Here is a 26,127-nt window from a genome sequence, read left to right as displayed (position 1 = left end):
GTCCGCACATGAGGGTGGTGAGAAGAAGGAGCCCCGCCTGTGCGCAACACGAACCTGATCGATGACCTCACCGTCCTCCTGGCCGCTGAGGTCGCTGTCGGCGAATGGGACATGCCCCCGTCGATGGCGTTGCTGACCGAGGGGAAGTCCGGCCCGGTGTCGGCTGTCCCGGTGGAGTTCATCCCGGCGATGTGGGAGATGGGGCGCGTCCCGGATGTCCTCGGGTTTGTCGCCCACATCCTGACGACTCGGGATGCCCCTTCGTTGCCCGCGGAGATCCCGGAAGGGCAGGAGGTGGTCGGGATCGCACTGTTCACGGAGTCGTGGGCGTTGGTCCTCGACGGCGCAACTGAGGAAGAGCGCGAGGAAGCAGAAGCGTTCTGCGCGAACCATTCCGTAGCCGACCATCCACTCGGTGCGGAGTCGAAGACGTTGGTGGCGATCGCCGTCGATGGCGGCCGGTACGCCATCTGCCAGACCCGCGGCAACGACATCCCGATCTGGATGGAAGCCGGGGACGACGCAGTCGTCGGCGGCGCCGTTCCGCACGCACTGCAGGCTGTGCTCGATGCTGCACTCCGCAACTGACCTGAACCTCGTTTCCCGGCCGGTCCGCGCATGAAGGTGGCGACAACAGACCAACCGACCGTTGGAGACGACCATGGCCATGTCCTATGAAGCCGCGCTGAAGCAGTGGGGCGCTGACAAGCTGAACCGTTACGGCGACACTGTCGATCCTGCTGACGTGACCGTCACCATGAACTTCGAGACAGGTTACGCCTGCTGCGGTGGCCGGGATCCCGGCTGCTACTGCTCGAACGCGACAGACCCGGTCGCTGAGGTCCTCGTCGACGGCGGCGGACGCAAACGGTACCGCATCGACCTGCAGGACTTCGACTTCGTGTCGGTCCTCGCCGAGATCATCGAAGCGGGCGGCGGCACCGTCACCTCCGCCTGACCCCCACGACTGGGCGGTGCGCACCGTGGGTGCGCGCCGGTACTGTTTTCCGCGAACGTGAAAGGCGGCATTCATGCCCATTGCAGGTTGGTACCAGGACCCGGAGAACAGCACGAACCTCCGGTGGTGGGACGGCATCCAGTGGACCCAGTCGGTTCAACCAGCCGCACAGGTAGCCCCGCCGGCGTATGTCGCCCCGGTGCAGCACGCGCCTGTGTACACACCGCCGCAGCAGTACACGGTGCAGCCTTCCGCGTACCCCGCCCAGTTCGCCGCGACCCAGCAGTTCCAGCCGTACCCGGCCGCGTCCGCCTGGAAGCCGCCGCAGGGTTTGGCGTTGTCAGCGACGCTGCTCGGCGCGATCGGGATAGCGCTCGGCTGGGGAATCCCGTTCTTCGGTCTGGTCCTGGGCGCGGTCGGCCTGGTACTCGGGCTGGTGGCCCTGTCGAAAGCGAACGCCGCGCCGCTCGGAGTCGACCCAGCCCGCACCGGGAAGACGTTGGCGATCTGGGGTGTGGCCCTGTCCGGTTCCGCGCTGGTCGTCGGGGTGTTCGCGTTCATCATCTGGGCCGGCATCAACGCCTGACCCTGCAGTCCGGCGCCGGTCCGCGCATGAGGGTGGTGAACACCCACCTGCAAGGAGCCTCATGCCGTTCACAGAGCCGACCCTCGACTGCCAGAACTGCGGCGGTGTGCTGCGGAAGCTGACCGCTGCGGAAGCGCAGCAGGTTGCCGCGAACCCGTACAACTTCATCGCGTTCTGCAGCCCGTGCGGCGCTGAGGAGCTCGCCGCCGCAGCTCGGTACTTCTCGTGACGCCGGCCGCTGAGATCGCGGAGCTCGACGACACCGCGTTCGACCGCCACCAGCTGCAACTCGCCGCGGAACTGCTCGCTTCTGCGGAAGCGAAGCTGCATGCCATCCGCCAGGAGCTGGCGGGCGGCGCTGACCTCGAGGTGGTCGCTGCGATCCTCGACGAGGATGACACCCCGGACACCCGTTCCGCTGACGTGATCGACTCGGTCGCCGCGGAAGCGTTCGGGTTCCAGTTCATGAAGGAGCTCTCCGACGAGCTGGACCCGTGGTTCGTGGTGGAGAACGGCAACTCCCGTTACCTGTGGATGGAGGAAGCGAACTTCGCGTTGGTCGCCACGACTGTCGTGCAGAACTACCTGTTCGAGCTCGCCGACGACATCCGCGGTGCGACGACCGATCTGTCAGATGATGATGTCGTCGACCATGAGGAGGATGTGTGACCGCTGCGGAGTCTCAGGCACGCCGGTTGAGCTACCCCTTGGCTGCGACGACGCTGGGTGCGCTCCTCGCGGCGGCCTGCGCTGCGTTTCTCACGTTCGTGACTGATGGTGGCTCCCCGTGGGTGTCGGCGTTGATCCTGGCTACCGCTACTGCCGGTGGTCTCATCGTCGATACGGTGTCCACCGCTCAGCCGGAGGCGATGCGTGAGGATGAGCCCGGAGCGACCCGCCGGAAGAAGACCGGTTTGGACATCATCTCCGGTGTTGTCGGCGGGTTGCTGGTCGCTGTCGGATTCTGGTTCTGGGTTGTCGCGGCGTTCTCGCTCACCTGGGTGGGGATCTCGGTCATCATCTTGGTCGGGCTGGGGTTGATAGCGCTCGGGATTGCCGGCATCCGCTGGCATTGGCTGGTCATCAACTTGGCGCTCAGTGCCTGGCCGTGACCGGCTGACTCGGCAGTTCTGGCGGCGCCCGCGCATGTAGGTGGCGACAGAAGGAGCCGCTCATGACCAGGACGATCACGATCACCGCAACGTGGGAGTCGGTGCACCACGACATCGAGGTGCCAGACGACTTCGAGTACGACGGAACCCTCACCAGCCTCCCCGAGGATGCGCAGGAGCAGATCACCTCCGAAGTGGCGTCCCTCATCGATTGGGACGTGCGCTGACATGGCCACCGGATACGACACCCTCCAGCAGGACCAGGCGGAGTACCTGGCCGTCATCTTCCTCACGGCGCTCGGATACCCGGGCCCGTCCATCCGCCACGACCGCGCCGCCACCGTCCTCACTTACCTGAACGAGAACGGTGTCGTGATGATCCGGGACGAGTTCCTCCACGAGGAAGGCCTCACCCGAGTCGCCGACACCTACGAGTCGATTTCGTTCGCCCGCTACCGACCCAACCCGCGCGACCTCCCGAAGGTCCCCGGCCGAGAGGGAACATCATGAGCACCTGCCGATCCACGAAGGACGGTTTCGTCTGCACGAACACCCGCACCCACAAGGGACGTCACGTCGCCCGCGGCATCAACGGGATGGTCATGAAGGCGTGGAAGCGCGCCGCCCGGACGGTTACCCCGTGACCGCACCCTGCCACCACAACGTCTTCAGGTACACCGACTCTGTCACCGACCAGCTGCTGTGGTTCTGTTCGCTGTGCGGAATCGACTTCATCGCCGACGGCACCCTCCCGATCCACGGCCAGCCCGACAAGGACTCGGACCGACCGATCGAACAGGTGATGTGGGTGTCCCCGCTCGGCATCCCGCACCTGTGCGCCATCATCGACCCGGACACCGGACTGATCTACAACCCCGACACCGGACACACCCTCCACGTCACCCAGGAGATGGTGTCGGACCCCGCATGACCCGGAAACTGACCCTCCTGCAGCGTGAAGCGCTGAACTGGCTGGCCTCCGCCGGTGAGATGCGCCGCGGACGCGGCAACAGCTTCGTCTGGGGCGTCATTGACGGACGCACCGCCGGAGCCCTCGAACGTCTCGGATACGCGGAACGCCGGTACACAGGCGGCACCGACGACAGCCACATCTACATCACCGCGAAAGGCTTGGAAGCAGCCGAGCCCGTCGACGATGACACGACCGACGCCGCCCGCCACATGCCTCCCGGTTGACCCTTCCGGAAGGACGCCCCCGTGACCGACACCATCGCCCGTTCGAAGCGACGCTTGAGCGTCCCGCTGACCCTGCCTTTCATCGGTGCGGTGAGCGCCGCGGTTGCCGTCCTGGCACCCCTCACCTCGACCCGCGGTGAACCTGCTTGGGTGGCTGCGTTCCTCGTCAGCACCGCGGCCGCCGGCGGCCTGCTGGTCGCTGCTCTGTCCTCCATCCAGCCGGAAGGGTTCCGGAACGGTGACGAGGACTGGTCCAGCCAGTCGAAGTTCGGCCTGGACGTCCTCTCTGGGACCATCGGCGGGCTGGCTATGGCCCTCGCTGTGTGGCTCGCCACCGGGGTCCTCTTCACCGTCGCCTGGCAGATCCCAGCAGGCATCGCCGCGTTCGGCCTGCTGATGCTGATCTTCGGCATCGCTGGGATTCGTGGCCAGTATGGCGTCTTCCTCTGGATCAGCGAACTGCTGCGCTGGCCCTACTAGAGGTTCGAAATATGTGCATACAGATCGACTTATCTGTATGCACATATTTCTGACGGCGGTCGCTGATCAGCCCCGAACGCCCGCCAATCCGCACATGTGGGTGACGAAGAACACCACCCTCTGGAAGGACTTGACCATGGCCACGACGACCGCATCACTTTTGAACGAGTACGGCTCCGCCCTCCGCGGCTCCTGGGGCGGCATCGACGGCCGCAGCGAGCAGACGTCGCTGGGGTGGCTGGCCGCTGCGATCGACAGGTACGGTAACCAGGAGCTCGACGAGTACACCGTCGCTGACCTCCGCGCGCAGTTGGACGTCTGCCCTGAGGGCGCCGGCCACTGGACGGAGTCTTGCGACAGCAGCTGCACGCAGCCGAGCGCCTGAACGGAACATACCCGTTCCGCGCATGTAGGTGACGAGAAGAAGCCGCGACCGCCGCGGCATGGAAGGATCACCATCATGTCCGCAGACCGCATCGCCACCCTCGAAGCTGCTCTCGCCGCCGCGAACGCCCGCATCGACCGCACCATCGAAGCCATCACGTACCACCGCTCCATGGAGTCGGAGTCCGTCGAGGTCCGCACCGTCGAGGGTTGGACCGACGTCGCTGACCTGTTGACCGGTGAGGTGACTTTCATCCAGTGGGGCAACATCTACGAGGTCTCCAACGTTGAGGAGGAGAACGTCTACGAGGCTGCCGAGTCTGAGGACGCCGCCCGCGCGATCGTCGCCGCATCGCCGACTGACACAGGGCTCGTCATCCGCACCTGCGGCGAGTCCGGCGAAGCTTTCAGCGGCTGGGTAGAAATCAACTGAACCGCGGAAGGACACAGGCTTTGACACATTCGACGACCTCGCCCGCGGAGCAGGCAGGGCCCGTTCCCGTGGCGGCACTGACCGTCGCGCAGCGGAAGCTGATCAGCCGTCTCCAGCATGCCGCAGCGCGTGGCTTGCACGTGATCGTGTTGACTCGCAGCCAGCATGCGAGCAGCGACGTTCTCGCGGCCGCCGGCTACCTGGAGCTCATCGGTTCCAGCGCCCGTCTCACAGCGTTGGGCGCCGCAGTGCCCCCGTACAGCGAACCGCCCGTCGACCCGTCGAAACGGTACGCCCTGTCTGGCCCGGCATTGAACCTGCTCGCCATCCTCGGCGACGGTGAACTGCACCGCCTGGAGCGGCACCAGAACCACACCGTCCTGCCGCTGCTGAAGCACGGCCTCGCCACCAGCCGAGCCCGGATCGGTTCGATCACCGACGCCGGCCATAGGCTGCTCGTCGACACCTCCCAGGTCACAGTCCCGAAGCAGGACCTTCACCTGATCGGCACCGACCACCTGATCGGCCAGCACCGGGCAGCTACCGCTACGGCCATCCAGCAGGCGTCCACCACCAGCCCTGCACAGCGCCGGGCTGACCTGATCGTCGACCTCCTCGCGGCACGTGCCGACAACGGCGATTCATCTGCCGCGGCATGGGTCAGTCGCCGCTAGGCCAGCTGACCTGACTGGCGCCACACACCTACTCCGGTGAACGCAGCTCGCACCATACGTCTGCCACCACTCACCGGAGGAACCCATGAACAGCCAACGTCGCCCCTTGATGAAGGGGTACTTCTACTGCCTCGGCTGCGGTCGGGCTGAGCAGCACGCCGAAGGCGAAGCAGCTGGCGCCGCCTGCCGCGAAGGAGCACGCACCGGGTTCATCGGTGGCACGCAGCTCACCTTCGACGGCGGCACCCCGATCGACACGAGCTTCGCCTACGGCGACTCCGAGTACTACGACATCTCCGACGACAACACCCTGCACAGCATCGAGGTGGCCCGCCACGACGCTGAGATGTACGCCCTCGGGCATTCCATCCCGCTGGACTTCAACCATGTTGTCCCCCGAGATGTAGAGGACCCGGACGGCTACCTGAACGCCCGGTACGACAAGATCAACGAGTTCCTCGAGCAGAACTACGGCGCCAGCCTCGATTACGGCGACGACTGGGAGAACCTCGCGATCGACTTCCACCTCCCCGAGGACAAGATGCGCGACGGCCGCGTCCCCGACACCGTCGAGGACCTGCACATGCAGATCATCGAACGCACGAAGCTCATCGACCTCGACAACGACCTGAACGGTGGCATGTCAGCGCCGAACCGCAACCGCGGAGGGTTCTGGGGAGCTCTGGCAACCCACATCGACAGCTAGCCGCATTCACCAACGGACGCCGCGTCCGAAGCCCGGCCGCGGCGTTTGTTTTGCCCTCGTCCGCGGCCACTGAAACCGGACGGGTCCGCACATGTTGGTGTCATGGAGAAGATCACAGAAGTCATCATCGGCGAGCACACCGGCATCTTCCTTCTGCTGTCCGAGTCATCCACCGCGTACGTGCTGGATCTGACCGAGCAGCCGAAGGTTGCCCGTCTCCCGCGTTTCAAGGACGGCCGCCACTCGGACCCCAGCTCTTGGGACGGGATCCTCTTCCCGATCGTCAAGATCGTCGCCATGCACCCGGAGACCGGTGAACGCTTCCCCGGTCAGGTCAAGGTCGGCCACGCCACGTACGGCGAAGCCGACACCGGCACCGGCATCTACCCGAACGACACCTGGTGGCTGTCCCGCACCGTCGAGTCCATCGAGCAGGTCACCCGCGACGAGCTCGACGGGCGCATCAACCGCAGAGGGGTAGGCGAGGAGTGATCATGCCAACTTCGGACCAAGCGGTCGAGCTGGCCCTTGACCCCGCCAGTGGGATCGACCCCTTCGATTCGCAGGTGTCTACCGCACCCACACGAGACGAGCTGGCTGAGTTCCTGTTCGACCTGAACCGGCCCGGATGGGTGGGCGACTGGGTTCATCTCGAAGGCACGAAGATCCGCGGCCGCTTCAACGAGCAGGCAGAAGCCATCCTCGCCTTCATCGCAAAAGGAGACAGCAAATGACGACCACACTGAAAATCGGCGACGAGATCACCTCCTCGACCGCCCTTGACGACCTCCCCGAGGACGCTGTCGTTCACAGCGAGCACAAGTTCTTCCAGCGCGGCATGAACAGCAGCTGGGGCCAGGCGGCATGGCAGCAGTTCGGCACCGCCGAGACGCTGTACTCCGACCAGGTCATCGGACGTGCGTTCAAGTACACCGTCACCGTAGTGTGGCTTCCGGAGGTGCTGTGAGCCGTCAACCGTCGAAGTACAGGTGCATGGACTGCGGTCACGTTGTGATGGAAGGCCGCGGAGGCGACGCCATGTACCGCCACTACCTCCGGTCACCGAAGTCGTCACCGCACATCGGATGGACCCGCCTGTCCGGCGACCCGCGGATCCACCTTCCCCGGAAGCCATACCGGAAGCCCTGGTACGAACGCACCGCCTGACACGCGCCCCGCAGGTCAGTCGACGAGAGCCTGCCCATGACGTCGACAGCGGGGGAGTGTGGCGCGGCCCGGGCTGCCCTGTCCGCCACATGTCTTTCCGGCACGCCAACCCCGTGAAGGACTGCCTGATGACCGACCGCTCCCGCTGGATCCGCGCCGCCGGCGCGACCGTCGTGGCCGCCGGCATCCTCCTGTCCACTGCAGCTCCCGCCACGGCCGCCGGCGCCGGTGACTGGTACTTCGACGCGCTGCACATCCAAGCCGCCCACGACGCCGGTTTCACCGGCGAAGGGGTGACAATCGCTGTCCTCGACGGTGCCGTCGACCCGTCCACGCCGGGACTTGCGGATGCGGACATCACAGCGAAGAAGAACTCCTACTGCTACGACGAAGCCGGGAAGGTCATCCCCGCGGTGACCACCGCAGGTGAAGCGTCGATGCACGCCACGAACATCGCCCTGTACCTGGCCGGGAACGGCGCACCTATCCGTGGGGCGGCAACCCAACGCGGTGTCGCACCAGACGCGAAGCTGCTGATGTACGCCGTTGTCTCGCCGAAGACCGGCGACCGGCTGGCCGAGAACGAGGTTCAATGCTTGACGAAGGCCGGCAAGGAATCCGACACGAACGTCGCTGACGCGATCACTGACGCTGTCGACGACGGCGCCGACATCATCACCATCTCCCTCAGCGTCGCCCAGTCAGAAGAAGCGATAGCGGCGATCGCGTACGCCCTCCACAACGACGTCGCCATCTTCGGGTCGCTGAGAAACGACCTGTTCCAGTTCGAGGCCGGCGACTTCCCTGTCGCCGCGAACGGTGTCGTCGGCGTCCAGGCAGTGGACAGCAACGCTCACGTGGCGACGACAGACCTCGACGGTGCAACGTACGAGAACAACAGCATGGACACCGACATCTCCGCCCCCGGCGTCAGCTTCACCGGCCTGCGGGTCGGGGATACCGGGCTGCTGGACAAGGTGACGTTGATCTCCGGAACGTCGTTCGCCACCCCGATGACCGCCGGGTTCCTCTCCCTGGTGAAGCAGAAGTACCCGGAAGCCACCACGAACCAGCTGCTGCAGTCGCTGATCCGGAACAGCAACGGCGAAACACATGAACCGTACTGGGACAAAGTCGCCGGATACGGTGTTGTCTCCGCCACAGCGATGCTCGCCGCTGACCCGGTCGGGTACGCGGACACGAACCCGTTCATCATCGACGACGGCGTGTACAGACCGGCGCCGTGGCAGATCAACGGGGAGCCGAACCCGGATGCCGCCGTCGACAACAGCTGGATGGAGAAGGGCGAGAAGGAAGACGCCGCCCGGCAGGAGAAGCTGCAGGCTGACATCGTGAAGCTCGCCCTGATCGTCGGCGTCCCGTTCGCCGCCGCGACCATCGCAGGGGTCGTCATCCTCATCCTTGTGGTCACCCGCCGGAAGAAGCGGAAGCCAGCGACGAAAGCCGCGCCCTCACCATGGGACAGCTTCCCGCCTCAGCCGCCGCAGGACGGACATTGACCGTGGCCACAGACCGTCTGACACCATCGCGCACCCGTTCCGTCCTTGTCGGCGCGCTCATCGCCTCGTTCGGGATCCTGATCGGCTTGTGCTCCATCGTCATCGCACACCGAGTCCACGGTGACCTCACCGCCACAATCACCGCCGGCACGCGCCACAAGGCGCTGTGGCCGGCATGGGCTGCCATGACGTTCCTCATCGGGATCGGCGTACTCGGAGTGGCTGCCGGCACCAGTGTCGCCTTCATCGGATGGCGGGCAGCAGCACCTGCCGAGCCGATGAAGCCGCGCGGCCGCGCCGCGTTCATCGTCATCAAGTCCGCCGAAGGACGCCGCTCCGGCCTCCGGCGGAACATCTCACCGGAGGAGCTGGAACGTCAACGCGAAGCCCTCCACCAAGCCGGGATCCGCCGCATCGAACCAGCCCTCGGCCGCCACCAACTGACACCGCCCACCGACAACACTTGGGGACTCTGACCATGACCGAAACCACCGAGGCTGTCCTCGACGCCGACGGCATCCAGCGCCTCCACTACGTGTGGATCGACCTGGAGCTCACCGGCAAGGACCGCAGCATCGACGAGATCATCGAGTTCGGGATCATCGGCACCGACGTCGGGTTGAACGTCATGTTCGAGTACCAGCGGGTGGTCCGCCCCAGTGCGGCTGCGCTCGAGCACTTGGAGCAGACACCGGTGGTCATGCAGATGCACACCGACAACGGGCTCCTCCTGGACGTCTACAAAGCTGCGCACGGACCCAACTCGATCGAACAGGTGGAGCGAGAGATCATCCAGATCCTCCGCGCCTACAAGCGCCGCTCCGAAGGGCCGCTGATCCTCGCCGGCTCCGGAGTCTGGCATTCTGATCAGCATGTCCTCGCGAAGCACACACCACGGCTTCGGAAGATGCTCGCCGACCGCCGCATCGTCGACGTCGGCATCTTCCGGTACTTCTACCAGGAGGCCACCGGCAAGGACCTCACCCCGGTGAACGACCTGAAAGACCACCGCGCCCTCGGCGACATCCGCCTCCACCTGGAGGAAGGCCGCGCCTACCGACACCTGTTCCAAGGAGCCGCATGAGCCGCCGCAAACCGTTGCTCGACAAACGGGTGATCGAGAACCTGCATGCGACAGCCGAGATGGGCCGCACAACCGCCCGGTGGGATGTCGTCGGCGACCCGGTGAACGGGTCCACCGTCCAGCTCCGTGACGGGAGCGTCGGATACTCCGTCACCTTGGATGCCGGCACCTACACGGTGCACCGTGTGTGGTCGGAGACGTACCGGAAGGAGCTGTTCAAGCTCACCGACCGGGCGCTCCTCACCCGATGGCTGCTGTGGAAGACCAGCACCAACAAAAGGATGAACTTGGGGCTCCGGTGGTGCCGGATCATCCTGGCGCCCGGCACCCTCCCGGACCGCACGACCATCACCCAAACCGAACCGGGCGTACTGACGCTCTCGTATCCGGTTGAACGCACAGCCACCGGACCCATCGACGGGTTCGAGGCGCTGTTCGAACTGGCGTTGCTCAGCAGCCTGTTCACCTGGGAGGTCGCCCGGGCACTCCGCTCCGAGCACGGGCTGCCGTTCTTCTGCGAATGGAACACCCCCGGCGTCCCCGAGGGTTCGTGGGGGAAGAGCCCGGACGAGTGGGACGACTTCGAACCGTGGCTGAACCGGGCGACCGCACCGGCGACTGGCGACCCGATCTCCGCTGAGGCTCTGGCCATCCTCGACGAGTACGCCGTCACCCACTTTCACCGGTCCGGCCCATTGGTCCGCGACGGGGCGGTGTGGTTCGGCCATGTCGGGATGGACACCTACAGGGTCCGGTACCGGAACGGCATCATCCAAGCGCTGCAGGCAGGGGAGCGGCAGAACGACCGGGTCATCTTCCGCACCAACTCCCAGCACGCCGCCGACGTCCATGTCGCCCTGCTCTGCCTCCCCGGCCGCTACGGGAACCTGCCGTTGCCCGCTGACGTCACCTTGACAGAGGTGGACCACGGCCGGCTCCTCAGGCTGGAATGGCCAGGCGGGTGGGCGGAAGCCCCGAACGATCCGGACTACCGGTGGCTGCCTCGGATGGCGCCGTACATCACCATGACGTTGGACCAGATCCGGCAGCAGAAGAAGGAGAACAGTGTCTGAGAGCTCGCCGTTGAGACCGAATCGGATGGCGCATCCGGGTCGGGAGATCACAGCCGGAGTTCCAGCCTTGAAAACCGTCGCGGTGATCGCCTCGGTCTTCGTCAACCGCGGTTTCACCCTGCGGTCTCCGGGAACCACCGACTCGGCCGTCCTCACATTCGGCAGCCCGATCAAGCAATGGTTCGCCCTAATGCTCCCGGTGGAACTCCTACCAGCCACCCGAACATGGGGACACGACATCACCGTGCACATCTCTACGGTCGAGCAGTCTTGGGAGGGCTGCACTGTCCGGGTGGATGCGTCCGGAGCTATCGGGGACCGACCGTTCGCAATGTTCTCCGACACCCTCAGCGCGGCGATCGCCCAGGTGCAGCTGTTCGGGAAGGTCGACGTCGGAGAGCTCACGGACCGCACCCGATAGCCCCACGAACACGAAGAAGCCCCGTCCGGATCTGTCCGGTGCGGGGCTTCTTCGTCGGTGTCTACTTGTGCAGCTGGGGGAGGACCCGGCGCCACTGCGCTGCTTGCGCTTCGGACACCCGGTACCAGACGACCTGCTTCCGGCGTGGGGTGAGGTCGGCACCCCACGCGCCGGGGAACGGGGCGAGGATGTAGTCGGTGTGCGCGTGCAGGTGGCGGTAGATCTGGGTGCGGAAGTTCTTGACGACGTCTCGGTCCAGGCCGGTGGCGTCGGCGATGTCGTCGATGGAGCGCCATTCGCCGACGTGGTTGTCGACGAGCTCGTCCATGATGGCCCGGTAGTGCTTCGCGGTCTTCGTGTTTCGGTTGGCGAGGTCGACGACGTCGATGTCCTCCCAGCGCTGCGCTTCCATCTCGTGCCAGTCGGTGAGGTTGAGTCCGCCGGCCGCGGGGGTGGCTTCGGTCGGCGCTTCGGGGGTGAGTGTTGCGGTCATGGGGGTGGCTCCTGTCATGAGGTCGGCGATGTAGCGGAGGACTTCGGGGACGTGCTCGGTGGGCACGGGGAGGTAGCGGACGTCGCCCGCTGTCGGGAACTGGGGGTCGGTGTCGGTCACGGGTTCTCCTGTGCTTGAGGTTGTTTCACCTACCATACCAAGCACTGCTCCAAGAGCACAAGCACTTTCTCCAAGAACTGCTCCAAGAACGTGCACCAGCCGTGATCGAGCAGATCTCGGCGCCGCCGCGCATGAAGGTGCTATGACGACGATGATGCTTCCCGCTCACCTCACGCAGATTCAGTTCGTGGCCCCAGCGGGCACGATGCCAGTGGTGCTGCTCGTAATCGGTGTCGTCGGAGTCGCCGTGGCGATCGCGATGGTGTGGTCCAACGTGTCTGACAAGAGGTATTTCGTCCGGAAGTACCAGCCTCCGATCTTCTCGGCTGACGGGAAGGCGTTCGAGGAGGAGGACTTCTACTTCGCTGTCGACCGCCGCCGACTGATCGTCACGGTTGCAATTCCAGCTGCAGGCGGTGTGGCCTCCGCCGGGCTCGTCATCGCATCCATGCTGATGTTCCTCGGCGCTTAGGACGCACGCCCCAGACACAGAAGAAGCCCCGCCTGGATCATCTCCGAGGCGGGGCTTCTCTCGTATGCGGTCTACTTCAGCTTCGCGACAGCCGCGGCCACAGCCTTCTGCAGCGACACCAGCTTCTCCGGCGCCGCCTTCGCCTTGACGGCGGCGTTCAGTGCCGCCACAGCCTTCGTCACGGCTGCCTTCTGGGCGGCGGTCGCCTTCGGGTGCTTCTTCACTGCAGCGCCAGCGTCAGCGGCCAGCTTCTTCGAAGCGTCGATCTGGGCGCCGGCCTTCGCGACGATCGCAGCCTTGTCCTTCAGCAGCTTCGTGTACGCCGCCAGCTGGGCCGGGGTGGCGGTCTTCAGCACACCAGTCAGGGTGGTGTTCGCCCCCTGGAGGGCTGCGACCGCAGCGGGGATCACAGTCGACTTGTACTTCGCGTACAGGGCAGCGGCTTCCTTCGTGGCGCCGTTCGCAGCGATCACCGATGCGGCACGGTCAGCGGACGACTTCTTAGCAGCGTCGATCGCGGTCCGCGCTGCTGCGATGGCAGCGTTCAGGTTCGAGGTTGTCGACCCGGTCGCCGCGGACGACTCCTTCAGCAGGGTCTGCGCCTTCACAACAGCGGCCAGGGCAGCTGAGGTCGCGTACGGGGCGGTGTTCTCGTTGACCAGGGTTGCGGTCTGCTGGATGGTGCTGGAAGCCGCAGCGTTCGCCGGACGCCAGTCCTTCACCAGTGCCAGCCAAGCTTCCACCTTCACGGTGAGGGCTTTCACGTCAGCGTCGGAAGCGCCGGCGTCCACAGCCTTGTTGAGTGCCGCTTGCGCCTTGGCGAGGTCAGCGGTCAGCCAGGCCGGCAGAGTCTGCGGGTTGTAGGTGGCGTACGTCTGCGTCAGGTTGTTGATCGCTGTGAGGTACACGGCGGCGGATGTCTTCGCGGCTGCGAGCTTCGACAGCAGGTCAGCGCGGGCAGCTGCGATCTCCGGGTCAGCCTTACCGGCCTTCACGGCGGCGTCGAGGTTCGCGACAGCCTTCTCCAGCGCAGCGCGGGAAGCGGCGGACAGGTTGCTGTTCGCGACGGCGTTCCCGTCGACGACGGAAGCCTGCGCTGCTGTGGTGATCGACAGCACCGGCTCCGGGCTGCTCGCAGCGAAAGCTGCACCGACCGAGCCGAGGCTGATGGTGGTGATGAGCGTGCAGGCGAGCACGATCTTCTTCGTGGTGGTCTTCATCGGGTAGGCCCTCCTTGGTGGCGCATCAGGAGGTCATGTGGCGACAGGGTTGCGGCAGACAAAATGAAGGGGAGGTGACCGACCTGGCCACCTCCCCTTCACCGTTCAGCTCACCAGGTGATGACGCGGTTGAGTGCGTCCTGCACCTTCTTGTTCAGCGGCGCGAGCGTTGCCGGGGTTGCCTTCGCGCGGACTGCTGCGCCGAGCGCACCGTTCGCCTTCCAGAGGGCAGCGCGGTTCGCCTTCGGCGCCCGCGTCTTCGAGTAGTACGCCGTGGTGGCCTTGCCGGCGAGCCGCTTGCTGGCCCGCAGCGCCTGCGCCGAGTCGGTGACGGCGGCGCTCTTCACCTGGACGGTCTTGGCCGCTGCACTGACCTGAGCGCCGGTGCCGACAGTCTTGGCGGTGTTGTACGCGGCCAGAGCAGCGGACAGCTGCTTCTGGATGCCCGGGTTCGCGGATGCACCGTAGGTGTCGCTGGCAGCCTTCGCCTTCGAGTAGATGCTGTTCCCGGCCTGGATCGGGCCGGACCGGTCGGCGCTGCTCTTCTCGCCGGCGGTGATCGCGGTCTTCACGGCGGTGATCCTCTTGTCGAGGCCGGCGGTGGAGGTGGTCGCGGAGTGGATCTCCGTGACGATCGCGTTGCCGGCAGCCTTGATGGCGTCGATGTTCGCCCGGGTGGCGTACGTCAATACCACACCCTTCAGGGTGGTTGCGCGCTCCTGCCATGCGACCGCTTCGTAGAACTTCTGCTGGTAGGCGGGGACAGCGTCGATGGACGCTTTCAGGGCAGCGGTCTTCGTCTTCACTTCAGCGTCCGTGGCGTGCGCACCGATCAGCTTGTCGAGAGCGATCAGGTTGTTGTCCCACCCCTTGGTCATGTAGAAGGGGATCGGGCCGGCCTTGACGTAGCCGTCGTATGCGGTGAGGGCCCGCGCGATCTGGGCGCGTCCCGCCGTGTAGATGGCGACAGACGCCTTCGCGGCCGCGAGCTTGTCGGCCTCCGCCTTCTTCAGGATGGAGATGGTGATCGGGTTGGTGCTGGTGTTGGACTGTGCAGCCTCGATCGCAGCGCGGAGCTGCACTCGGGCGATCTCGGACAGGTTGTCTTCGTTGGTGACGAGGTACACCTCTGCCGGGTCCTGCGTCACCTCCGGTGTGGTCGCCACCACCTGGATGTTCGGCGGTCCGACCGGGATCGGTGTCGCAGCGTACGAAACACCGGCAGTGCCGAGTGTGATGGCGGCGACCAGCGTGCACGCCAGAGCGGCCTTGCGGGTAAATGAGTTCATCGTTGAGCCCCCTCCTAGTGTGGGCACCACGTAGGTATGTGGCGTCGCACATCCAGGAGGCGTCAGCGAGTCAGCTTCGCCACAGCCGTCGCCAGCGCTTTCTGCAGCGGAGTGAGCTGCTCGGGGGCGTACTTCCTGGAGACGCCGACGTTCAAAGCAGACACAGCCCTCGTCACCGCGGTCTTCTGCGCCGTGGTCGCTTTCGGGTGGGCTTTCACTGTCTTCGGTGCGTTGGCCACCGCGGTCTTCGCTGCAGCGATCGCCGCTCCTGACTTGTTGAGGAGCGCGGTCTGGTCGTTCAGTGTCTTGGTGGCTGCGGCGATCTGGGCGGTGGTTCCGGTCTTCACCGTTGCGGTGAGCTTCGTGTTAGCGGCTTTCCATGTGGTGACGGTCGCCGGTGTGGCGGTGGTCCCGTACTTGGAGTAGGCGGCCGCTCCGTTCTTCGTGGCAGTGGCCGCCGCGGTGATGGCTGCGGACTTTTCAGCTGCGGACTTCTTCGCTGCGGCGTCAGCGGCTGCTTTCTCTGCTGCGGCTTTCTTGGCTGCGGCGTCAGCAGCTGCTTTCTCTGCTGCGGCTTTCTTGGCTGCGGCGTCAGCAGCTGCTTTCGCATCAGCTGCCTTCTTCTCGGCAGCAGCTTTGGCGGCGGCATCCGCGGCAGCCTTAGCCTCAGCGGCAGCCTTCTCCGCTGCCGCCTTCTCCGCTGCGGCTTTCGCTGCTGCCTCGGCGGCCGTCTTGTCCTTCGCTTCAGCTGCGATGTCGACGACTGGGGTGCCGGTGACCGCCCGGTAAGACAGGTCCTGGATGACAGGCTGCGCTGTGACCATGTACGGGCTTGCCGCAGTGATCGTCGTGTAACCGTGAACGGCGACAGCTTTCACTGTGCCGGCAACGAGCGGGAACGTTTTGATGGTGGCTCCGGCCGGTGCCGTGTACGTGTGCACGGTGTTGCCGACGGTGACGGTGACAGCTGATGCGGTGTTCAGGTACGTCTGCACTTCGACGATGTCTACCGGCTGGGTTTTGGATCCGCCGAGGGTAGGGGCGGTCAGTTTCGTCTGCCCTCCGGTCGGCTGCGCGGCGTACGGCTGGACCCGGTGGGTGACGTACACCCGCTCCTGCCCGATGGACGGGCCGGCGCCGGTTTTGAACTGCAGCATCTGGTAGGCGTTGATGTCGAGGAACGCGGTGCCGTGGTTCATCGACGGGGCGAAGGATGTGTTCTCGGAGTAGTCGTTCCAGGTGGCGAGCTGCACCAGGTCTGCCTTCTCGATGATGGCGCGGCGCCAGTTCTCCCGCAGTGTGGCGGTGCCGACCGACTCGGCGTACACACTCTGGTTCGGTCGGATGTCCTGCACACCGATGCCCGGCATCCATTTCACCCCGAGCTGGTGCGCGACCGCGGCACGGTCAGAGCGGGCGATGACACCGTCGAGGTTTCGGGTGCCCCAGTCGCCGAGCCCGTAGCTGATGGGTGCGAACTTCGTCATGTTGGTCGTGGATGCGTCCAAGAGGACAGCGATCAACGCCACTTTGTGGTGGTATTCGGTGTCCAGCTTCGCTTCCAGTTGCGTCCACCAGTCCACCGTCTGCCCTTCGGCCTTGAACGTCGACAGCACCTTTCGGCCATCTGCGAGGGTGTACGACGACGGTGAATCGAACAGCTCGTCGAGCTTCGCAGCGACGGTCCCCAGGTCGGACTTCCCGGAGCTGGAGTTCATGTCCAGGTTCGGGACGATCGTGAAGGACGGCTGTGTTTTCGCCGCCTCGAGCAGCCCCTTGGTGATGTCCCAGTTCCGGCCGGAGAAGGAGAGAACATCGACGGTGAACCCGTCCAAGCCGGCGTCGGTGGCCTGCTTCACCTCCGTGGTCAGATCAGCCAGCTGGTAGTTCCCGGCGACCGGTGTCCGTCCGAGGGGCCGGTCGCGGAGCAGACCGCCGTAAGCGGCGTGCTTCCCGGACTTCCCGGCCGGATTCAGGTAGTTGCGGGTGTAGTAGTCGGCGGCAGGAGCCTGGTTGTCCAACGACACCGGGTACGGCGGGAAGTAGTGCGCGAACACCTTCTTGCTGGTGTCGATGGCGCCGGCAGGGGCGAACGGGAGCGTACCGATGGTCGGCGCTGGCGCTGGTGTGGGCGGGACGACGACCGGTGCGGGGGTTTCCACCGTCAGCTTCAACCGGATCGGGTCGGCAGCGGTGGAGGTGACGGTGGTCCCGACGTACGGCTGCGAGTACCGGAGAACGAACGCGGTGTCCGTGTTCGTGAACTTGGTGAGGTCGGTGAGCGGGACGGTGACCCGGGCGCCGGGGATCGTCTTCACCAGTTCGGTGTTCAGCGCTGCGGCAGGGTCGGCGGGGCGGTTGCTGTCCGTCAGTGTCTTCGCCGACCAGGTGGCGGGAACCGGGAACACCTGCACGCCCGGCTGTGTCGCCTGGGTGGTGCGGCCGAGCAGGTCGAGAGACGCTGCTACTACCTTGCCGTTGCCGATGGTCCTGGTGTCGAACTTCAAGTAGGCGCGGTCTGCGCCGTTGGTGAAGGAGATGTAGCTGCCGGCGGCCATGACGGTGTCCGGGGTTCGGGTGGTGGTCCACGCAACTTCGGTTGGGGCGAGGGTGATCTCAGTGCGAACTGCAGCTGCCGTTACCGCAGGGGCTGGCGGCGCAGTTGCTGCTACTGCGGGTGTGGCGGATGCGATCAGGCAGGCAGTGACAGCCAGCGCCGTTAACGCCACCCCAGCACTTGTGGTCCTGCGGCGGTGTTTGGCCAACGGCATGTTTCCTCCATGGTTCGAGTACACGGAGGCCATGTGGCAGAAACATAAAGAGCCTCAGCCGCGAGTGCGAGCTGAGGTCGAGGTGCCGGTCGATCGTTATTTCAACCGGTCAGGTTCGCGAACGGCCGCGCCCCGAACTGGGCTTTGAAGTCGGCGATCAGTTGCTTCTCCACGGTTCGAGGTGGACGGCCGGGTGTCTCCATCCATGCGACGAGCAGTTCGCCCGCGTCGGCGAGCTGCCAGATGAACCGTCCGCCGTGATGGCCTGACTTCCCGGTGCCGTGCAGCCGGTACTCCTTCAGCCGCTGGGCGAGACCGCGGTCGCCGGCGGTTCCAATGTCGGCCTTCCCGATGTAGAGAACCTGGCTGCCCGGGACCCAGTTCTTCTCCAGCCTGCTGACGGCCACGACCGGGTCGCGCTTCTTGTGCCATGCGGACGTGCTGGTCGGCGTGAAGGTCGGCTCCGCGTCCGTCGGTCGGACGATGACGTACACACCGGGCCCGGCAGGGACACCCGCGTCTGGAAGGTCTGCGAACCGGACCCACCCGTCGAATCCAGCCCGTTCCAGCCCTGCCCGTGTCCAGTCCATGCCCTGAGTCTGGCGTGCTGCACCGACACCAGACCCTGTGTGACCCCTGAGTAACAGCTGAAAACAGAGGTTCTGCGCCACATGTCCTGAGATCGGCCGCCACCCGACAGCCGTCTACCCGAAATCAGCTTCAGCATGCCATCCATCACCCGAAACATCCGCGCAGCATTCGACCTCGCCTCCGTCATGGTCGGCGTCCTCGTCCTCTCCATCATCACCGGCGCAGCCACCATCACCGTCTCCGCCGTCGTCCCCTGGACCCAAGACCAGGAAGCGCGAACCTCACTCCGAACCGTCGTCACCGCCCAAGCCGCATCGAAGATGAGCTCCGACCGGTACGTCAACACCGACGCCCTCGACGCCGACGGCATCGTCTCCAAGACCCGAGCCGCCGTCGAAACCGACCCCAACGGAGCCTGCTACCTCGCCGCGGTCCTCTCCAACACCGGAACCATCTTCTGGACATCCAGCGACGACAAAACCGTCAAGAAGTTCCACACCGGCGACGCAGTCCCCACCAACCCGTGCGTGTCCGTCCCCGTCACCTTCAACAAACTCCCCGGCGTCAGCATCACCGTCCCGCCCGTCGTCCCGCCGGCGACCGTGCTCACCTCGGCGCAGAAGATCGCCGAGGCGGAAGCCGCCTTCCAGACAGCGAACGGAGTCCCCAGCAACTCGATCTCCGCGATCGAGGCGGCCTACGGCAAGCCTGTCCTCGCAACTGGTGAAGCTGCGAAGCTTCTCATCAGCCCTGACGCTGACTTCTCCAACCTCGTCGTGGACGGGTCCTTCGAGAATGAGACCACCGGGGCTGCCCGGTTCCCCCTTGTCACGGGAGCCCCAATCACGCGAGTTACCGCTGCGGATGCCCCCGACGGCGGCTCCTACATCCGCGCCACTCAGAACACAGCAGGATCGCTGCAGGTTTCCAAGGTGATGACGCTGGATGGTGCCGGCACCGGAAAGGTGATCCCCGCCGCGGTCGGGGTCCAGTACACCGTGTCGGCTATGGCCCGCGCCAGCTTCGCCACCAACCTTCGCATTTCAGTTCAGTTCGTCAACGCCTCCGGCACCGTCATCAGCACCCAGCTGACTGGAACCGACACGGTGTCTACCGCCGGCCAGTGGGCGCGCATCGGAGGCCCCGTCGCAATCAAATCGCCAGCGAACACCGCCGGCATGCGGATCACCCTCGGCAGCGTCAACTACGGCGCCGCGATGACCACCATCGACCTTGACGCCGTCACGGTGAACGTCGGATACCACATGGACGTCATCGGTGGCGTGAAGACCTTCTACCTGCCGACCTACTTCACCACCCGGAAGCAGGGCTGGCTGGCGATCATCCGCAACGCAGACGGTTCGACCGACTACCTGACCAGCGAGCAGCCGACCGTCACGCAGCAGTTCTTCCCGAAGACCGCTGACGTGTGGGCTACCCCGACTGGCAACAGCGTGGTCGTGTCTGGGACCACGCTGTTCCCCGTGAACCTGACTCCGTGGGCCGGTCAAATCGGTTTCGGTATCGGGTCCACGGTCGACCAAACGACATGGTTCAACATGAAGAACCAAGCCTGGACGATCCGCTAGCGATCGCTGACCGGCCAGTCCCCTCGATCTTGACCGGTTTCGTTCTCATCCGCGCATGTTGGTGGTGGAAGAAGGAGACCCCATGACCAACGATGCACCGGCCGCTGAGATTGACGGCTTGCTTGCGACCCTGGCACTGATCCGCGCTTGGCAGTTGCGTGTCGCCCCGACCGCGTCCGCGGAGGAGATGGAGCAGCTGAAGCCGCTGCTGAACATGACCCCGGAGGATGCTGTCGACCAGCTGCAGCGTCGTCTCGTCATGGACGCTGTCACTTCCGTCATGATCAACGTCCCCGAGTTCGACGGTTACGACGGTGGCGACGGGTTCGACAAGGCGTTGGAGGCTGTCGCCGCCTATGTCGGAGCGACCATCGACGTCGGGATCGCTGCTCGGGCTGTGACGCCTGCACCGCAGCAGGCGCTGACCGTTGAGGAGCTCGCCCAGCGGATGTACTCGGACTCCAGCGGTGAGACGCGCGACTGGTCCGCATGGGTGGCTGCCGCGAAGCGCAACCCGGACGGCGACTCCGCAGCTGTGGTCGCGAAGTACCGCGACCGCGCCGCTCGCCTCGTCGCTGACGCCGCCAAGTACCTCCCCACGTCCGGGACGGGAGTCACGCGATGAAGGACCTCTACGCAGACCTGACCAACGACAACCTCGACGAGCTCATCTCCACGACCGCCGAGACCATCCGGGGGATCGCATTCTCAGGGAAGCCCATCCCTCGTCACCTGAAGAAGCAGCTGAAGCTCATGTACCGGGAGGACCGGGCTCGCGCCCGCGCCGTCGACCGTGAACGCCAGCGCGCCATCAACGACATGTGCTGATCGAAGGAGAACCACTGTGACTTACTACCCTGACCTCGAAGGCGACCTGGAGTTCAACGTCGCCGACGGACGCGGACTCGTCGAGATCGTCATCCGCCGCGCACCTGACGGCCGTGCTGAGCACGGCACCGACGTCGCTGTGATCTTCGGCGGTGAACTGTCCATCCACCCGTCCCAACCGGAACTGTCCGCGATCACCGTGTGGCATGAGTTCGCCTGCGACGTCGAAGGCGACACCGTGAAGGTCGCCCAGTACACCTTCCAGGACCTGACGTTCCACTCCGCCCTGGGACGGAACGTCAAGTTCTACGGCTGGCTGACCGGTGCGAACTTCTACGGCCTGGGCGACCAGAACCCGCTCGCCGGCGCCGTCAAGCAGGACGACGAGAACGACCACACCGCCAACAACGGCTACAAGTTCACCCCGCCCGTGAAGCGGTTCGCTCCGTTCCGTGTGGAGGTGGAGATGACCATCCCCACCACCCCGCATGTCGAGACGGCACTCCGGAACCGCCGCACCGCAGCTCTCACCGACTGGGGGACCGTATGAACGAGCTTGCCACCGCAATCCGCGACGCTGTCGCCGACTCCACCCTCGGAGCGAACGGCGTGGGCTACGAGAACGTCGCCCGCATCCTCACCGAAGCCGGGTTCATCGTCGACCCGGCAGACACCCGCATCACCTTCTCCGTCGGGGTTGTCGGCGTGCCCGGCTCCCAGGAGTTCGTGGACACCCTCGACGAAGCAGACCTGCTCGCCGCTGACGAGCTCCGCTGGTCCGGCCACCCCACCGAGATCATGGAGTACCGAATCAACCGAGCCGCATACAAGATCGGCCCGAAGCAGGACCGGGACGACCGATGACTCAGAACCTCACGAACGTGGAATGGCGCGCGGTCCTCGACGCCATCGGCGACGCCTGCGCGAACGCCACCGAGAAGCAGGAGACCGTGCTGTTCAGCGCGCTCCGCAAACTGGAGGACGACCGGAAGGGCCGCACCCTCACATCCGACGACAGCTCGATTGTCCGGAAGGTAATCGCCCGCGCGAAAGACGCCGGCCGCATCTACCACCTCGACGGACCTGTCCTCGATGAGATCGGCGACGCCATCATCGAAGGCCGCCCAGTCCGGAAACTCCCAACGAAACGGAAGGCCGCCTGATGTCCAGAGACCTCAGCTACTACGACAGGCTGTCCGTCGGCGACCGCGTCGTCGCCTCCCGCACGATCGACGGGAAGCTCGCCGACCGGACTATCGGGACGATCGTTCAGATCTTCCGCCAGATGAAGGGGTGGGACCCGCAGTTCAAGATCAAGTGGGACGCAGTACCGAAGGACGAGTACACCTACTACAAGCGCCACGAGCTGAAGCTCGCCTCGGAGGTCAACCCGGTGCACGGGCGGGAGAAGCCGGTACCGCCGGAGTACTTCCGTGAGCTCCTCGCATACGTGGATGGGTTCGAGATCGTCGACGACGTCCTCATCTTCACTGTCAAGAACGGGCCGAAGTTCGCGGTCGAAGCTCGCGCGTGGGAGATCACCGACCAGGCGCCGATCGCCGCCGCGTAGCCGTTTTCAACTTCGACCGGTTTTCAATCGGAATGATAACGGCGTGCGATTGAAAAAGCCTGGACGTATCCTCTGCGCCGCTGAGCCGAAACTTCGTCGGTCCGCGCATGAAGGGTGTGACGAAAGGACCACCCTCATGCCTCAGTACCCGAAGGACGTGCTCGCCACCCAGGCGGCCCTGTACATGTTCGACCGCATCCCAGCCCGCCGCGACACCCCGGTGGACTCGCAGACCGCGGCCCTGATCGGCACGCAGATGCACCAGATGTTCGAGCGGATGTTCGCCCCGTCGACCCCTGTGCAGGTGGAAGTCCTCCACGACCTGCAGGCCACCCGTTGACCGAGGTCACGTCCTACATGGACACCCCCGAATCTCACGCCCGCCTGTTCGACCAGGTGGACGGCATCAGCCGCGCACAGGACATCCTCCACAACCTGGCCGCCCGTGCAGCAGACCACAGCGTTGACATGCGCGGACACGACGACCCGATCACCGCCGCCTACAAGCTCGGCATCGAGGTCGCCGCTGACACCCTCAGCGATGAGCTGAAGCGCCTGTGGGCCGCAGCCGGCGTCATGGTCACCCACGAGCAGCTGCTCACCTCCCTGAACCACTTCGACGGCATCCGCCTCGCCGCCCGGAAGTTCGGCGCTGACAACAACGCCTACGACGAGAGCGGTTCAGCTCTTCTTTCCCACCTGCTGGGGAACATGGGCGGTGTGTACACCCGTGACGACGGCCGCTGGTACCTCGAAGTCGAGGAGGACGGCACCTTCACCGTGCACATCCACACCATCCAGTCGAACCGCCGCACCAGGTTCGACATCGCTCGGGCGATCGGCCACTACTGTCTGCACTACCTGGCTGTCGGCGGCCGCACCGAGAAGATTCCCGCAGTTCACGACCCGGACAGGATCTGGACGGGGAAGTTGATGCTTCCGCACGGCCTGAAAGGTCGGAAGACGGTGCAGGCGAACGTGTTCGCCGCCGCTCTCCTGATGCCGGTCGACCCGTTCACCGACGCTTGGCAGCGTACTGGCGGCGACATCGTGAAGGTGGCAGCCCAGTTCGACGTCAGCCCGAAGATGGCGGACATTCAAGCCCAGGTCCTCGAACTCACCAACACCACGGAGGAGACCGTCTGATGTTCACCAACACCATCCCGAAGAACCACCTGATCGTCGAAGACGACCGGGTGGTCATCTGCGACAAGCTCGCCGTCGAGGTCATCAACGAGATGCTGGAGTACTCCGAGATCCCTGAGGCCGCAGCCGGGTTCCTGGAGCTGTTCGACGTCGTCAAGCCGACCGGGTACTTCCTGGCCGACCCGAACGCCGACTTCTACCAAGGCCTCGACGTCATGGCCGTCATCCGCCGCAAGTCGGACGGCCGCCTGTTCGGGTTCAAGTACTGGACGTCGATCGCCAAGTATCCCGACACGTCGATCGATCCGAACGGGGAAGACCACGGGTTCGAGTTCGACTTCGACTCCGCAGCGAACCACGACTGGGAGAAGGACCACATCGCATCCGTGTACGTGTTCCTGCCCGTGGAACCGTTCACCATCACCGGGTACAAGCACTGATGAGCGACATCCCGAGCAGCTGGAACATCATCATCCCGCAGCTCGCCGGCAGCCGCGAGCTCGTCCGCGCGACCTTCCAGGACAAGGACACATCCTGGGCGAAGTCAATGCTCGGCGGGACTGTGGTCATCGACGCGTCCGAGAACGAGACCGTCACAAACGAGTTCGCCGACGAGCTCGCGAATCTTCTGAGGCTGGTACGACCAAGCACCGTCGCCGTGCGCGGCGCCAGCCCGGCGTTCGCCCGAGAGTTCAGCCACGCCGCCCAAATCCACAACCTCGCCGTGACGTTCAACGACGCGGAGACTGACGAGCGGATCAAAGCGGTCGCGGACGCGATCCTTGGCGAGGTCGGCACCCTCATCCGCGAGAGCAACCATGTCGCCGACTGGCCGGCCGACGAGCAGGAGCTCTACCGGAACGGCGACTGGAGATCATTCACCGACCGCCGGGATCAACTGTCACGGATGATCGCCGAGAAGGCGGCCGTCGCCGCGCTGGCCGCCATCGCTGACCGGTCGAGCTGACCTGCAGCCGGCAAGCGACCTCGCCACATGGCTCACAGGCGACACCACCGATTGGAAAGCCTGTGCCTGACATCGAATACTTCACAGTCGCCGTCGCCGACGGCGACGAGTCCTCCCTCGCCCACATTCCGACGGAGGAGCTCACCCCGGTCGAACGCATCGGTGAGGCGATCAAGACGCTCGAGTTCCTGCTTGACTTCACCGATCCGGGCCCATGGTCGATCGCTGAGATGGACGCGGCGAAGAGCCTCGTCGAAGACGAGGACGAGCTCGATGACGAAGTCGATGAAGACAACGACGACCGTGAGATCTTCGTCGAGAACACCTACGACCTCGTCAGCGGAGACAACAACCTCGTCACCGACGGCGGCATCCACCCGGAGTTCGGCACTGTCGGCTCCCTCGACTTCACCCACGGCATCCTGCTCGCCACACTGCAGCGCACCGCACCGGTGCTGCTGGAGATCATGAAAGCAGCCGCCACCGACCTGAAGAACCACCGTCACGACGTCGGATCCCACATCCACACAGCCGCGTTGGAGCTCGCCGACACCATCCTCGACGGCACCCCGATCTGGGACACCGACCTGGTGTACGACTGCCGGATCGAAATCATCGAACCGTGACTGCAGTCCAGCCGGCAACCGCACATGTAGGAGACATGGAAGACATCGACATCCTCGCCCGCCTCGCCCGGGCCCACCGGATGTCGTCATCGACCCCCGAATCCGTCACCACCTACTCACTCGCCCGGGACGCCCTTCTCGCCGTCGAGCAGTACCGTCACGCGGCAGCAGCTCTCGCCGCAATCGACGCCCTCGACCCGGACCACATCGCCAGCCTGATCGCATCAGCCCGCGGCGAAGTCGACGGCATCCCCACCGAGTACGTCGCGTTCGACCGTGACGAGAAGCTGGGCACTGAGCTGCCGTACGACACCGACAAGCTCGCCGCCTGGGAGGCAGCGCACGGACACGACGTCCGCACGAAGTGCTACCCAGAGTTCGGCTGCTACGTCATCGAAGCCGGCGCAGCGAAGCACATCACAGCCATCGCTGACACCCTCGAGACCACCACCGGGTTCGCTGGCACCCTGCAGGCACGCATCGACGCGGCCACCACCCGCATCACCGAGGGCTGCCCGCACCCGCCCCGCGCGGGCGGCTGGTGCCGCGAATGCCAGGAGATCATCAACCTGCTCCACCCGGACGGACTGCCGGAACGGTTCGGCGGCTGACCGAGGTGTCGCCGGGCGACCATAGGATGATGACCACTT

At 65.2% G+C, this 26,127-nt stretch carries 43 protein-coding genes; 38 read left to right on the top strand and 5 right to left on the bottom strand.

Features of this window, described 5'->3' with window-relative positions; translation table 11 throughout:
* Positions 1–39 precede the first annotated feature (39 nt).
* The 24 genes from ASF30_RS10605 to ASF30_RS10505 all read left to right on the top strand — a co-directional run bounded on the left by ASF30_RS10605 (position 40) and on the right by ASF30_RS10505 (position 11,795).
* The gene (locus ASF30_RS10605; RefSeq protein ID WP_055905869.1) at positions 40–588 is read left to right on the top strand and encodes a hypothetical protein; all 549 of its coding nucleotides are present in this window, start codon (positions 40–42) and stop codon (positions 586–588) included.
* Positions 589–661: 73 nt separating this feature from the next.
* A complete protein-coding gene (locus ASF30_RS10600; RefSeq protein WP_055905866.1) occupies positions 662–958 on the top strand; it encodes a hypothetical protein in 297 nt (98 codons plus the stop codon).
* A gap of 73 nt (positions 959–1,031) precedes the next feature.
* Positions 1,032–1,544 (top strand): DUF2510 domain-containing protein, encoded by a 513-nt coding sequence (locus tag ASF30_RS10595; protein ID WP_055905863.1) that lies wholly within the window; start codon positions 1,032–1,034, stop codon positions 1,542–1,544.
* Positions 1,545–1,605: 61 nt separating this feature from the next.
* A complete protein-coding gene (locus ASF30_RS22690; RefSeq protein WP_157497207.1) occupies positions 1,606–1,773 on the top strand; it encodes a hypothetical protein in 168 nt (55 codons plus the stop codon).
* Complete coding sequence (locus ASF30_RS10590; RefSeq protein ID WP_055905860.1) at positions 1,770–2,213, top strand: hypothetical protein; 444 nt, start codon at positions 1,770–1,772, stop codon at positions 2,211–2,213. The genes ASF30_RS22690 and ASF30_RS10590 overlap by 4 nt, the downstream gene beginning before the upstream one ends.
* Entirely contained in the window at positions 2,210–2,656 is a 447-nt protein-coding gene (locus ASF30_RS10585; RefSeq protein ID WP_055905857.1) for a hypothetical protein, read from the top strand. The genes ASF30_RS10590 and ASF30_RS10585 overlap by 4 nt, the downstream gene beginning before the upstream one ends.
* Before the next feature lie 62 nt (positions 2,657–2,718).
* Positions 2,719–2,883 (top strand): hypothetical protein, encoded by a 165-nt coding sequence (locus tag ASF30_RS22685; RefSeq protein ID WP_157497205.1) that lies wholly within the window; start codon positions 2,719–2,721, stop codon positions 2,881–2,883.
* A gap of 1 nt (position 2,884) precedes the next feature.
* A complete protein-coding gene (locus ASF30_RS10580; protein ID WP_055905854.1) occupies positions 2,885–3,166 on the top strand; it encodes a hypothetical protein in 282 nt (93 codons plus the stop codon).
* Complete coding sequence (locus ASF30_RS22680; RefSeq protein WP_157497203.1) at positions 3,163–3,300, top strand: hypothetical protein; 138 nt, start codon at positions 3,163–3,165, stop codon at positions 3,298–3,300. The genes ASF30_RS10580 and ASF30_RS22680 overlap by 4 nt, the downstream gene beginning before the upstream one ends.
* Positions 3,297–3,587 carry a hypothetical protein gene (locus ASF30_RS10575; RefSeq protein WP_055905851.1) on the top strand — a complete coding sequence of 97 codons (291 nt, stop codon included), beginning with the start codon at positions 3,297–3,299 and terminating at the stop codon, positions 3,585–3,587. The genes ASF30_RS22680 and ASF30_RS10575 overlap by 4 nt, the downstream gene beginning before the upstream one ends.
* Positions 3,584–3,853: a hypothetical protein gene (locus tag ASF30_RS10570; RefSeq protein WP_055905848.1), complete on the top strand. Its 270-nt coding sequence runs from the start codon at positions 3,584–3,586 to the stop codon at positions 3,851–3,853. The genes ASF30_RS10575 and ASF30_RS10570 overlap by 4 nt, the downstream gene beginning before the upstream one ends.
* A 21-nt stretch (positions 3,854–3,874) precedes the next feature.
* On the top strand, positions 3,875–4,333 hold the full coding sequence (locus ASF30_RS10565) for a hypothetical protein (protein ID WP_055905846.1): 459 nt from the start codon (positions 3,875–3,877) through the stop codon (positions 4,331–4,333).
* Between the two features lie 136 nt (positions 4,334–4,469).
* Positions 4,470–4,718 carry a hypothetical protein gene (locus ASF30_RS10560; protein WP_157497201.1) on the top strand — a complete coding sequence of 83 codons (249 nt, stop codon included), beginning with the start codon at positions 4,470–4,472 and terminating at the stop codon, positions 4,716–4,718.
* Between the two features lie 75 nt (positions 4,719–4,793).
* Positions 4,794–5,150, top strand: coding sequence for a hypothetical protein (locus tag ASF30_RS10555; protein ID WP_055905840.1), 357 nt, complete (start codon positions 4,794–4,796; stop codon positions 5,148–5,150).
* A 20-nt stretch (positions 5,151–5,170) separates the two neighbouring features.
* Entirely contained in the window at positions 5,171–5,824 is a 654-nt protein-coding gene (locus tag ASF30_RS10550; RefSeq protein ID WP_157497199.1) for a hypothetical protein, read from the top strand.
* A gap of 85 nt (positions 5,825–5,909) precedes the next feature.
* The gene (locus ASF30_RS10545) at positions 5,910–6,530 is read left to right on the top strand and encodes a hypothetical protein (RefSeq protein WP_157497197.1); all 621 of its coding nucleotides are present in this window, start codon (positions 5,910–5,912) and stop codon (positions 6,528–6,530) included.
* 102 nt (positions 6,531–6,632) lie between these two features.
* Complete coding sequence (locus ASF30_RS10540; RefSeq protein WP_055905833.1) at positions 6,633–7,022, top strand: hypothetical protein; 390 nt, start codon at positions 6,633–6,635, stop codon at positions 7,020–7,022.
* Positions 7,023–7,024: 2 nt separating this feature from the next.
* Positions 7,025–7,264: a hypothetical protein gene (locus ASF30_RS10535; RefSeq protein ID WP_055905830.1), complete on the top strand. Its 240-nt coding sequence runs from the start codon at positions 7,025–7,027 to the stop codon at positions 7,262–7,264.
* A complete protein-coding gene (locus ASF30_RS10530) occupies positions 7,261–7,497 on the top strand; it encodes a hypothetical protein (protein WP_055905827.1) in 237 nt (78 codons plus the stop codon). Before ASF30_RS10535 ends, ASF30_RS10530 begins: the two co-directional genes overlap by 4 nt.
* Positions 7,498–7,825: 328 nt before the next feature.
* Positions 7,826–9,217 carry a S8 family peptidase gene (locus ASF30_RS10525; protein WP_055905825.1) on the top strand — a complete coding sequence of 464 codons (1,392 nt, stop codon included), beginning with the start codon at positions 7,826–7,828 and terminating at the stop codon, positions 9,215–9,217.
* Positions 9,218–9,219: 2 nt separating this feature from the next.
* Positions 9,220–9,693, top strand: a complete 474-nt coding sequence (locus tag ASF30_RS10520) for a hypothetical protein (RefSeq protein WP_055905821.1) — start codon at positions 9,220–9,222, stop codon at positions 9,691–9,693.
* A gap of 2 nt (positions 9,694–9,695) precedes the next feature.
* A complete protein-coding gene (locus tag ASF30_RS10515) occupies positions 9,696–10,301 on the top strand; it encodes an exonuclease domain-containing protein (protein ID WP_055905818.1) in 606 nt (201 codons plus the stop codon).
* On the top strand, positions 10,298–11,374 hold the full coding sequence (locus ASF30_RS10510) for a hypothetical protein (protein ID WP_055905815.1): 1,077 nt from the start codon (positions 10,298–10,300) through the stop codon (positions 11,372–11,374). Before ASF30_RS10515 ends, ASF30_RS10510 begins: the two co-directional genes overlap by 4 nt.
* A gap of 67 nt (positions 11,375–11,441) precedes the next feature.
* Complete coding sequence (locus ASF30_RS10505; protein WP_157497195.1) at positions 11,442–11,795, top strand: hypothetical protein; 354 nt, start codon at positions 11,442–11,444, stop codon at positions 11,793–11,795.
* Positions 11,796–11,856: 61 nt separating this feature from the next.
* On the opposite strand, the gene ASF30_RS10500 is transcribed toward ASF30_RS10505, so the two are convergent.
* A complete protein-coding gene (locus ASF30_RS10500) occupies positions 11,857–12,408 on the bottom strand; it encodes a hypothetical protein (protein WP_055905809.1) in 552 nt (183 codons plus the stop codon).
* Between the two features lie 214 nt (positions 12,409–12,622).
* Here ASF30_RS10500 and ASF30_RS10495 point away from each other — a divergent pair, with 214 nt between their 5' ends.
* Entirely contained in the window at positions 12,623–12,880 is a 258-nt protein-coding gene (locus ASF30_RS10495) for a hypothetical protein (RefSeq protein ID WP_162240750.1), read from the top strand.
* A gap of 71 nt (positions 12,881–12,951) precedes the next feature.
* On the opposite strand, the gene ASF30_RS10490 is transcribed toward ASF30_RS10495, so the two are convergent.
* The 4 genes from ASF30_RS10490 to ASF30_RS10475 all read right to left on the bottom strand — a co-directional run bounded on the left by ASF30_RS10490 (position 12,952) and on the right by ASF30_RS10475 (position 18,750).
* Positions 12,952–14,100 (bottom strand): hypothetical protein, encoded by a 1,149-nt coding sequence (locus ASF30_RS10490; RefSeq protein WP_055905799.1) that lies wholly within the window; start codon positions 14,098–14,100, stop codon positions 12,952–12,954.
* Between the two features lie 110 nt (positions 14,101–14,210).
* Entirely contained in the window at positions 14,211–15,389 is a 1,179-nt protein-coding gene (locus tag ASF30_RS10485; protein WP_055905796.1) for a hypothetical protein, read from the bottom strand.
* 62 nt (positions 15,390–15,451) lie between these two features.
* Complete coding sequence (locus ASF30_RS10480; protein ID WP_055905793.1) at positions 15,452–17,947, bottom strand: endo-1,3-alpha-glucanase family glycosylhydrolase; 2,496 nt, start codon at positions 17,945–17,947, stop codon at positions 15,452–15,454.
* Positions 17,948–18,261: 314 nt separating this feature from the next.
* Positions 18,262–18,750, bottom strand: a complete 489-nt coding sequence (locus ASF30_RS10475) for a hypothetical protein (RefSeq protein WP_055905790.1) — start codon at positions 18,748–18,750, stop codon at positions 18,262–18,264.
* A gap of 135 nt (positions 18,751–18,885) precedes the next feature.
* On the opposite strand from ASF30_RS10475, the gene ASF30_RS10470 reads away from it, so the two are divergent.
* The 13 genes from ASF30_RS10470 (at position 18,886) to ASF30_RS10410 (ending at position 26,088) form a co-directional block, all read left to right on the top strand.
* Positions 18,886–20,340 carry a hypothetical protein gene (locus ASF30_RS10470; protein WP_055905787.1) on the top strand — a complete coding sequence of 485 codons (1,455 nt, stop codon included), beginning with the start codon at positions 18,886–18,888 and terminating at the stop codon, positions 20,338–20,340.
* A gap of 82 nt (positions 20,341–20,422) precedes the next feature.
* Positions 20,423–20,965, top strand: a complete 543-nt coding sequence (locus tag ASF30_RS10465; RefSeq protein WP_055905784.1) for a hypothetical protein — start codon at positions 20,423–20,425, stop codon at positions 20,963–20,965.
* Positions 20,962–21,168, top strand: coding sequence for a hypothetical protein (locus tag ASF30_RS10460; protein WP_055905781.1), 207 nt, complete (start codon positions 20,962–20,964; stop codon positions 21,166–21,168). The genes ASF30_RS10465 and ASF30_RS10460 overlap by 4 nt, the downstream gene beginning before the upstream one ends.
* Before the next feature lie 16 nt (positions 21,169–21,184).
* Positions 21,185–21,718, top strand: a complete 534-nt coding sequence (locus tag ASF30_RS10455) for a hypothetical protein (protein ID WP_055905777.1) — start codon at positions 21,185–21,187, stop codon at positions 21,716–21,718.
* Positions 21,715–22,032, top strand: coding sequence for a hypothetical protein (locus tag ASF30_RS10450; RefSeq protein ID WP_055905773.1), 318 nt, complete (start codon positions 21,715–21,717; stop codon positions 22,030–22,032). Before ASF30_RS10455 ends, ASF30_RS10450 begins: the two co-directional genes overlap by 4 nt.
* Complete coding sequence (locus tag ASF30_RS10445; RefSeq protein WP_055905770.1) at positions 22,029–22,331, top strand: hypothetical protein; 303 nt, start codon at positions 22,029–22,031, stop codon at positions 22,329–22,331. Before ASF30_RS10450 ends, ASF30_RS10445 begins: the two co-directional genes overlap by 4 nt.
* On the top strand, positions 22,331–22,738 hold the full coding sequence (locus ASF30_RS10440) for a hypothetical protein (protein ID WP_055905767.1): 408 nt from the start codon (positions 22,331–22,333) through the stop codon (positions 22,736–22,738). Before ASF30_RS10445 ends, ASF30_RS10440 begins: the two co-directional genes overlap by 1 nt.
* Before the next feature lie 136 nt (positions 22,739–22,874).
* The gene (locus tag ASF30_RS10435) at positions 22,875–23,078 is read left to right on the top strand and encodes a hypothetical protein (RefSeq protein ID WP_055905764.1); all 204 of its coding nucleotides are present in this window, start codon (positions 22,875–22,877) and stop codon (positions 23,076–23,078) included.
* A 17-nt stretch (positions 23,079–23,095) separates the two neighbouring features.
* Positions 23,096–23,884: an ImmA/IrrE family metallo-endopeptidase gene (locus tag ASF30_RS10430; RefSeq protein ID WP_157497193.1), complete on the top strand. Its 789-nt coding sequence runs from the start codon at positions 23,096–23,098 to the stop codon at positions 23,882–23,884.
* Positions 23,884–24,324 (top strand): hypothetical protein, encoded by a 441-nt coding sequence (locus tag ASF30_RS10425; protein ID WP_055905758.1) that lies wholly within the window; start codon positions 23,884–23,886, stop codon positions 24,322–24,324. Before ASF30_RS10430 ends, ASF30_RS10425 begins: the two co-directional genes overlap by 1 nt.
* Positions 24,324–24,851: a hypothetical protein gene (locus ASF30_RS10420; RefSeq protein ID WP_055905755.1), complete on the top strand. Its 528-nt coding sequence runs from the start codon at positions 24,324–24,326 to the stop codon at positions 24,849–24,851. The genes ASF30_RS10425 and ASF30_RS10420 overlap by 1 nt, the downstream gene beginning before the upstream one ends.
* A 62-nt stretch (positions 24,852–24,913) precedes the next feature.
* Positions 24,914–25,477, top strand: a complete 564-nt coding sequence (locus ASF30_RS10415; RefSeq protein ID WP_055905752.1) for a hypothetical protein — start codon at positions 24,914–24,916, stop codon at positions 25,475–25,477.
* 35 nt (positions 25,478–25,512) lie between these two features.
* On the top strand, positions 25,513–26,088 hold the full coding sequence (locus ASF30_RS10410; RefSeq protein WP_055905749.1) for a hypothetical protein: 576 nt from the start codon (positions 25,513–25,515) through the stop codon (positions 26,086–26,088).
* Positions 26,089–26,127 lie beyond the last annotated feature (39 nt).

The sequence above is a fragment of the Leifsonia sp. Leaf264 genome, assembly GCF_001422325.1.
Classification (GTDB): Bacteria; Actinomycetota; Actinomycetes; order Actinomycetales; family Microbacteriaceae; genus Orlajensenia.
The sequence above is the reverse complement of the archived record's forward strand: the minus strand, read 5'-3'. Positions and strand labels throughout refer to the sequence as shown.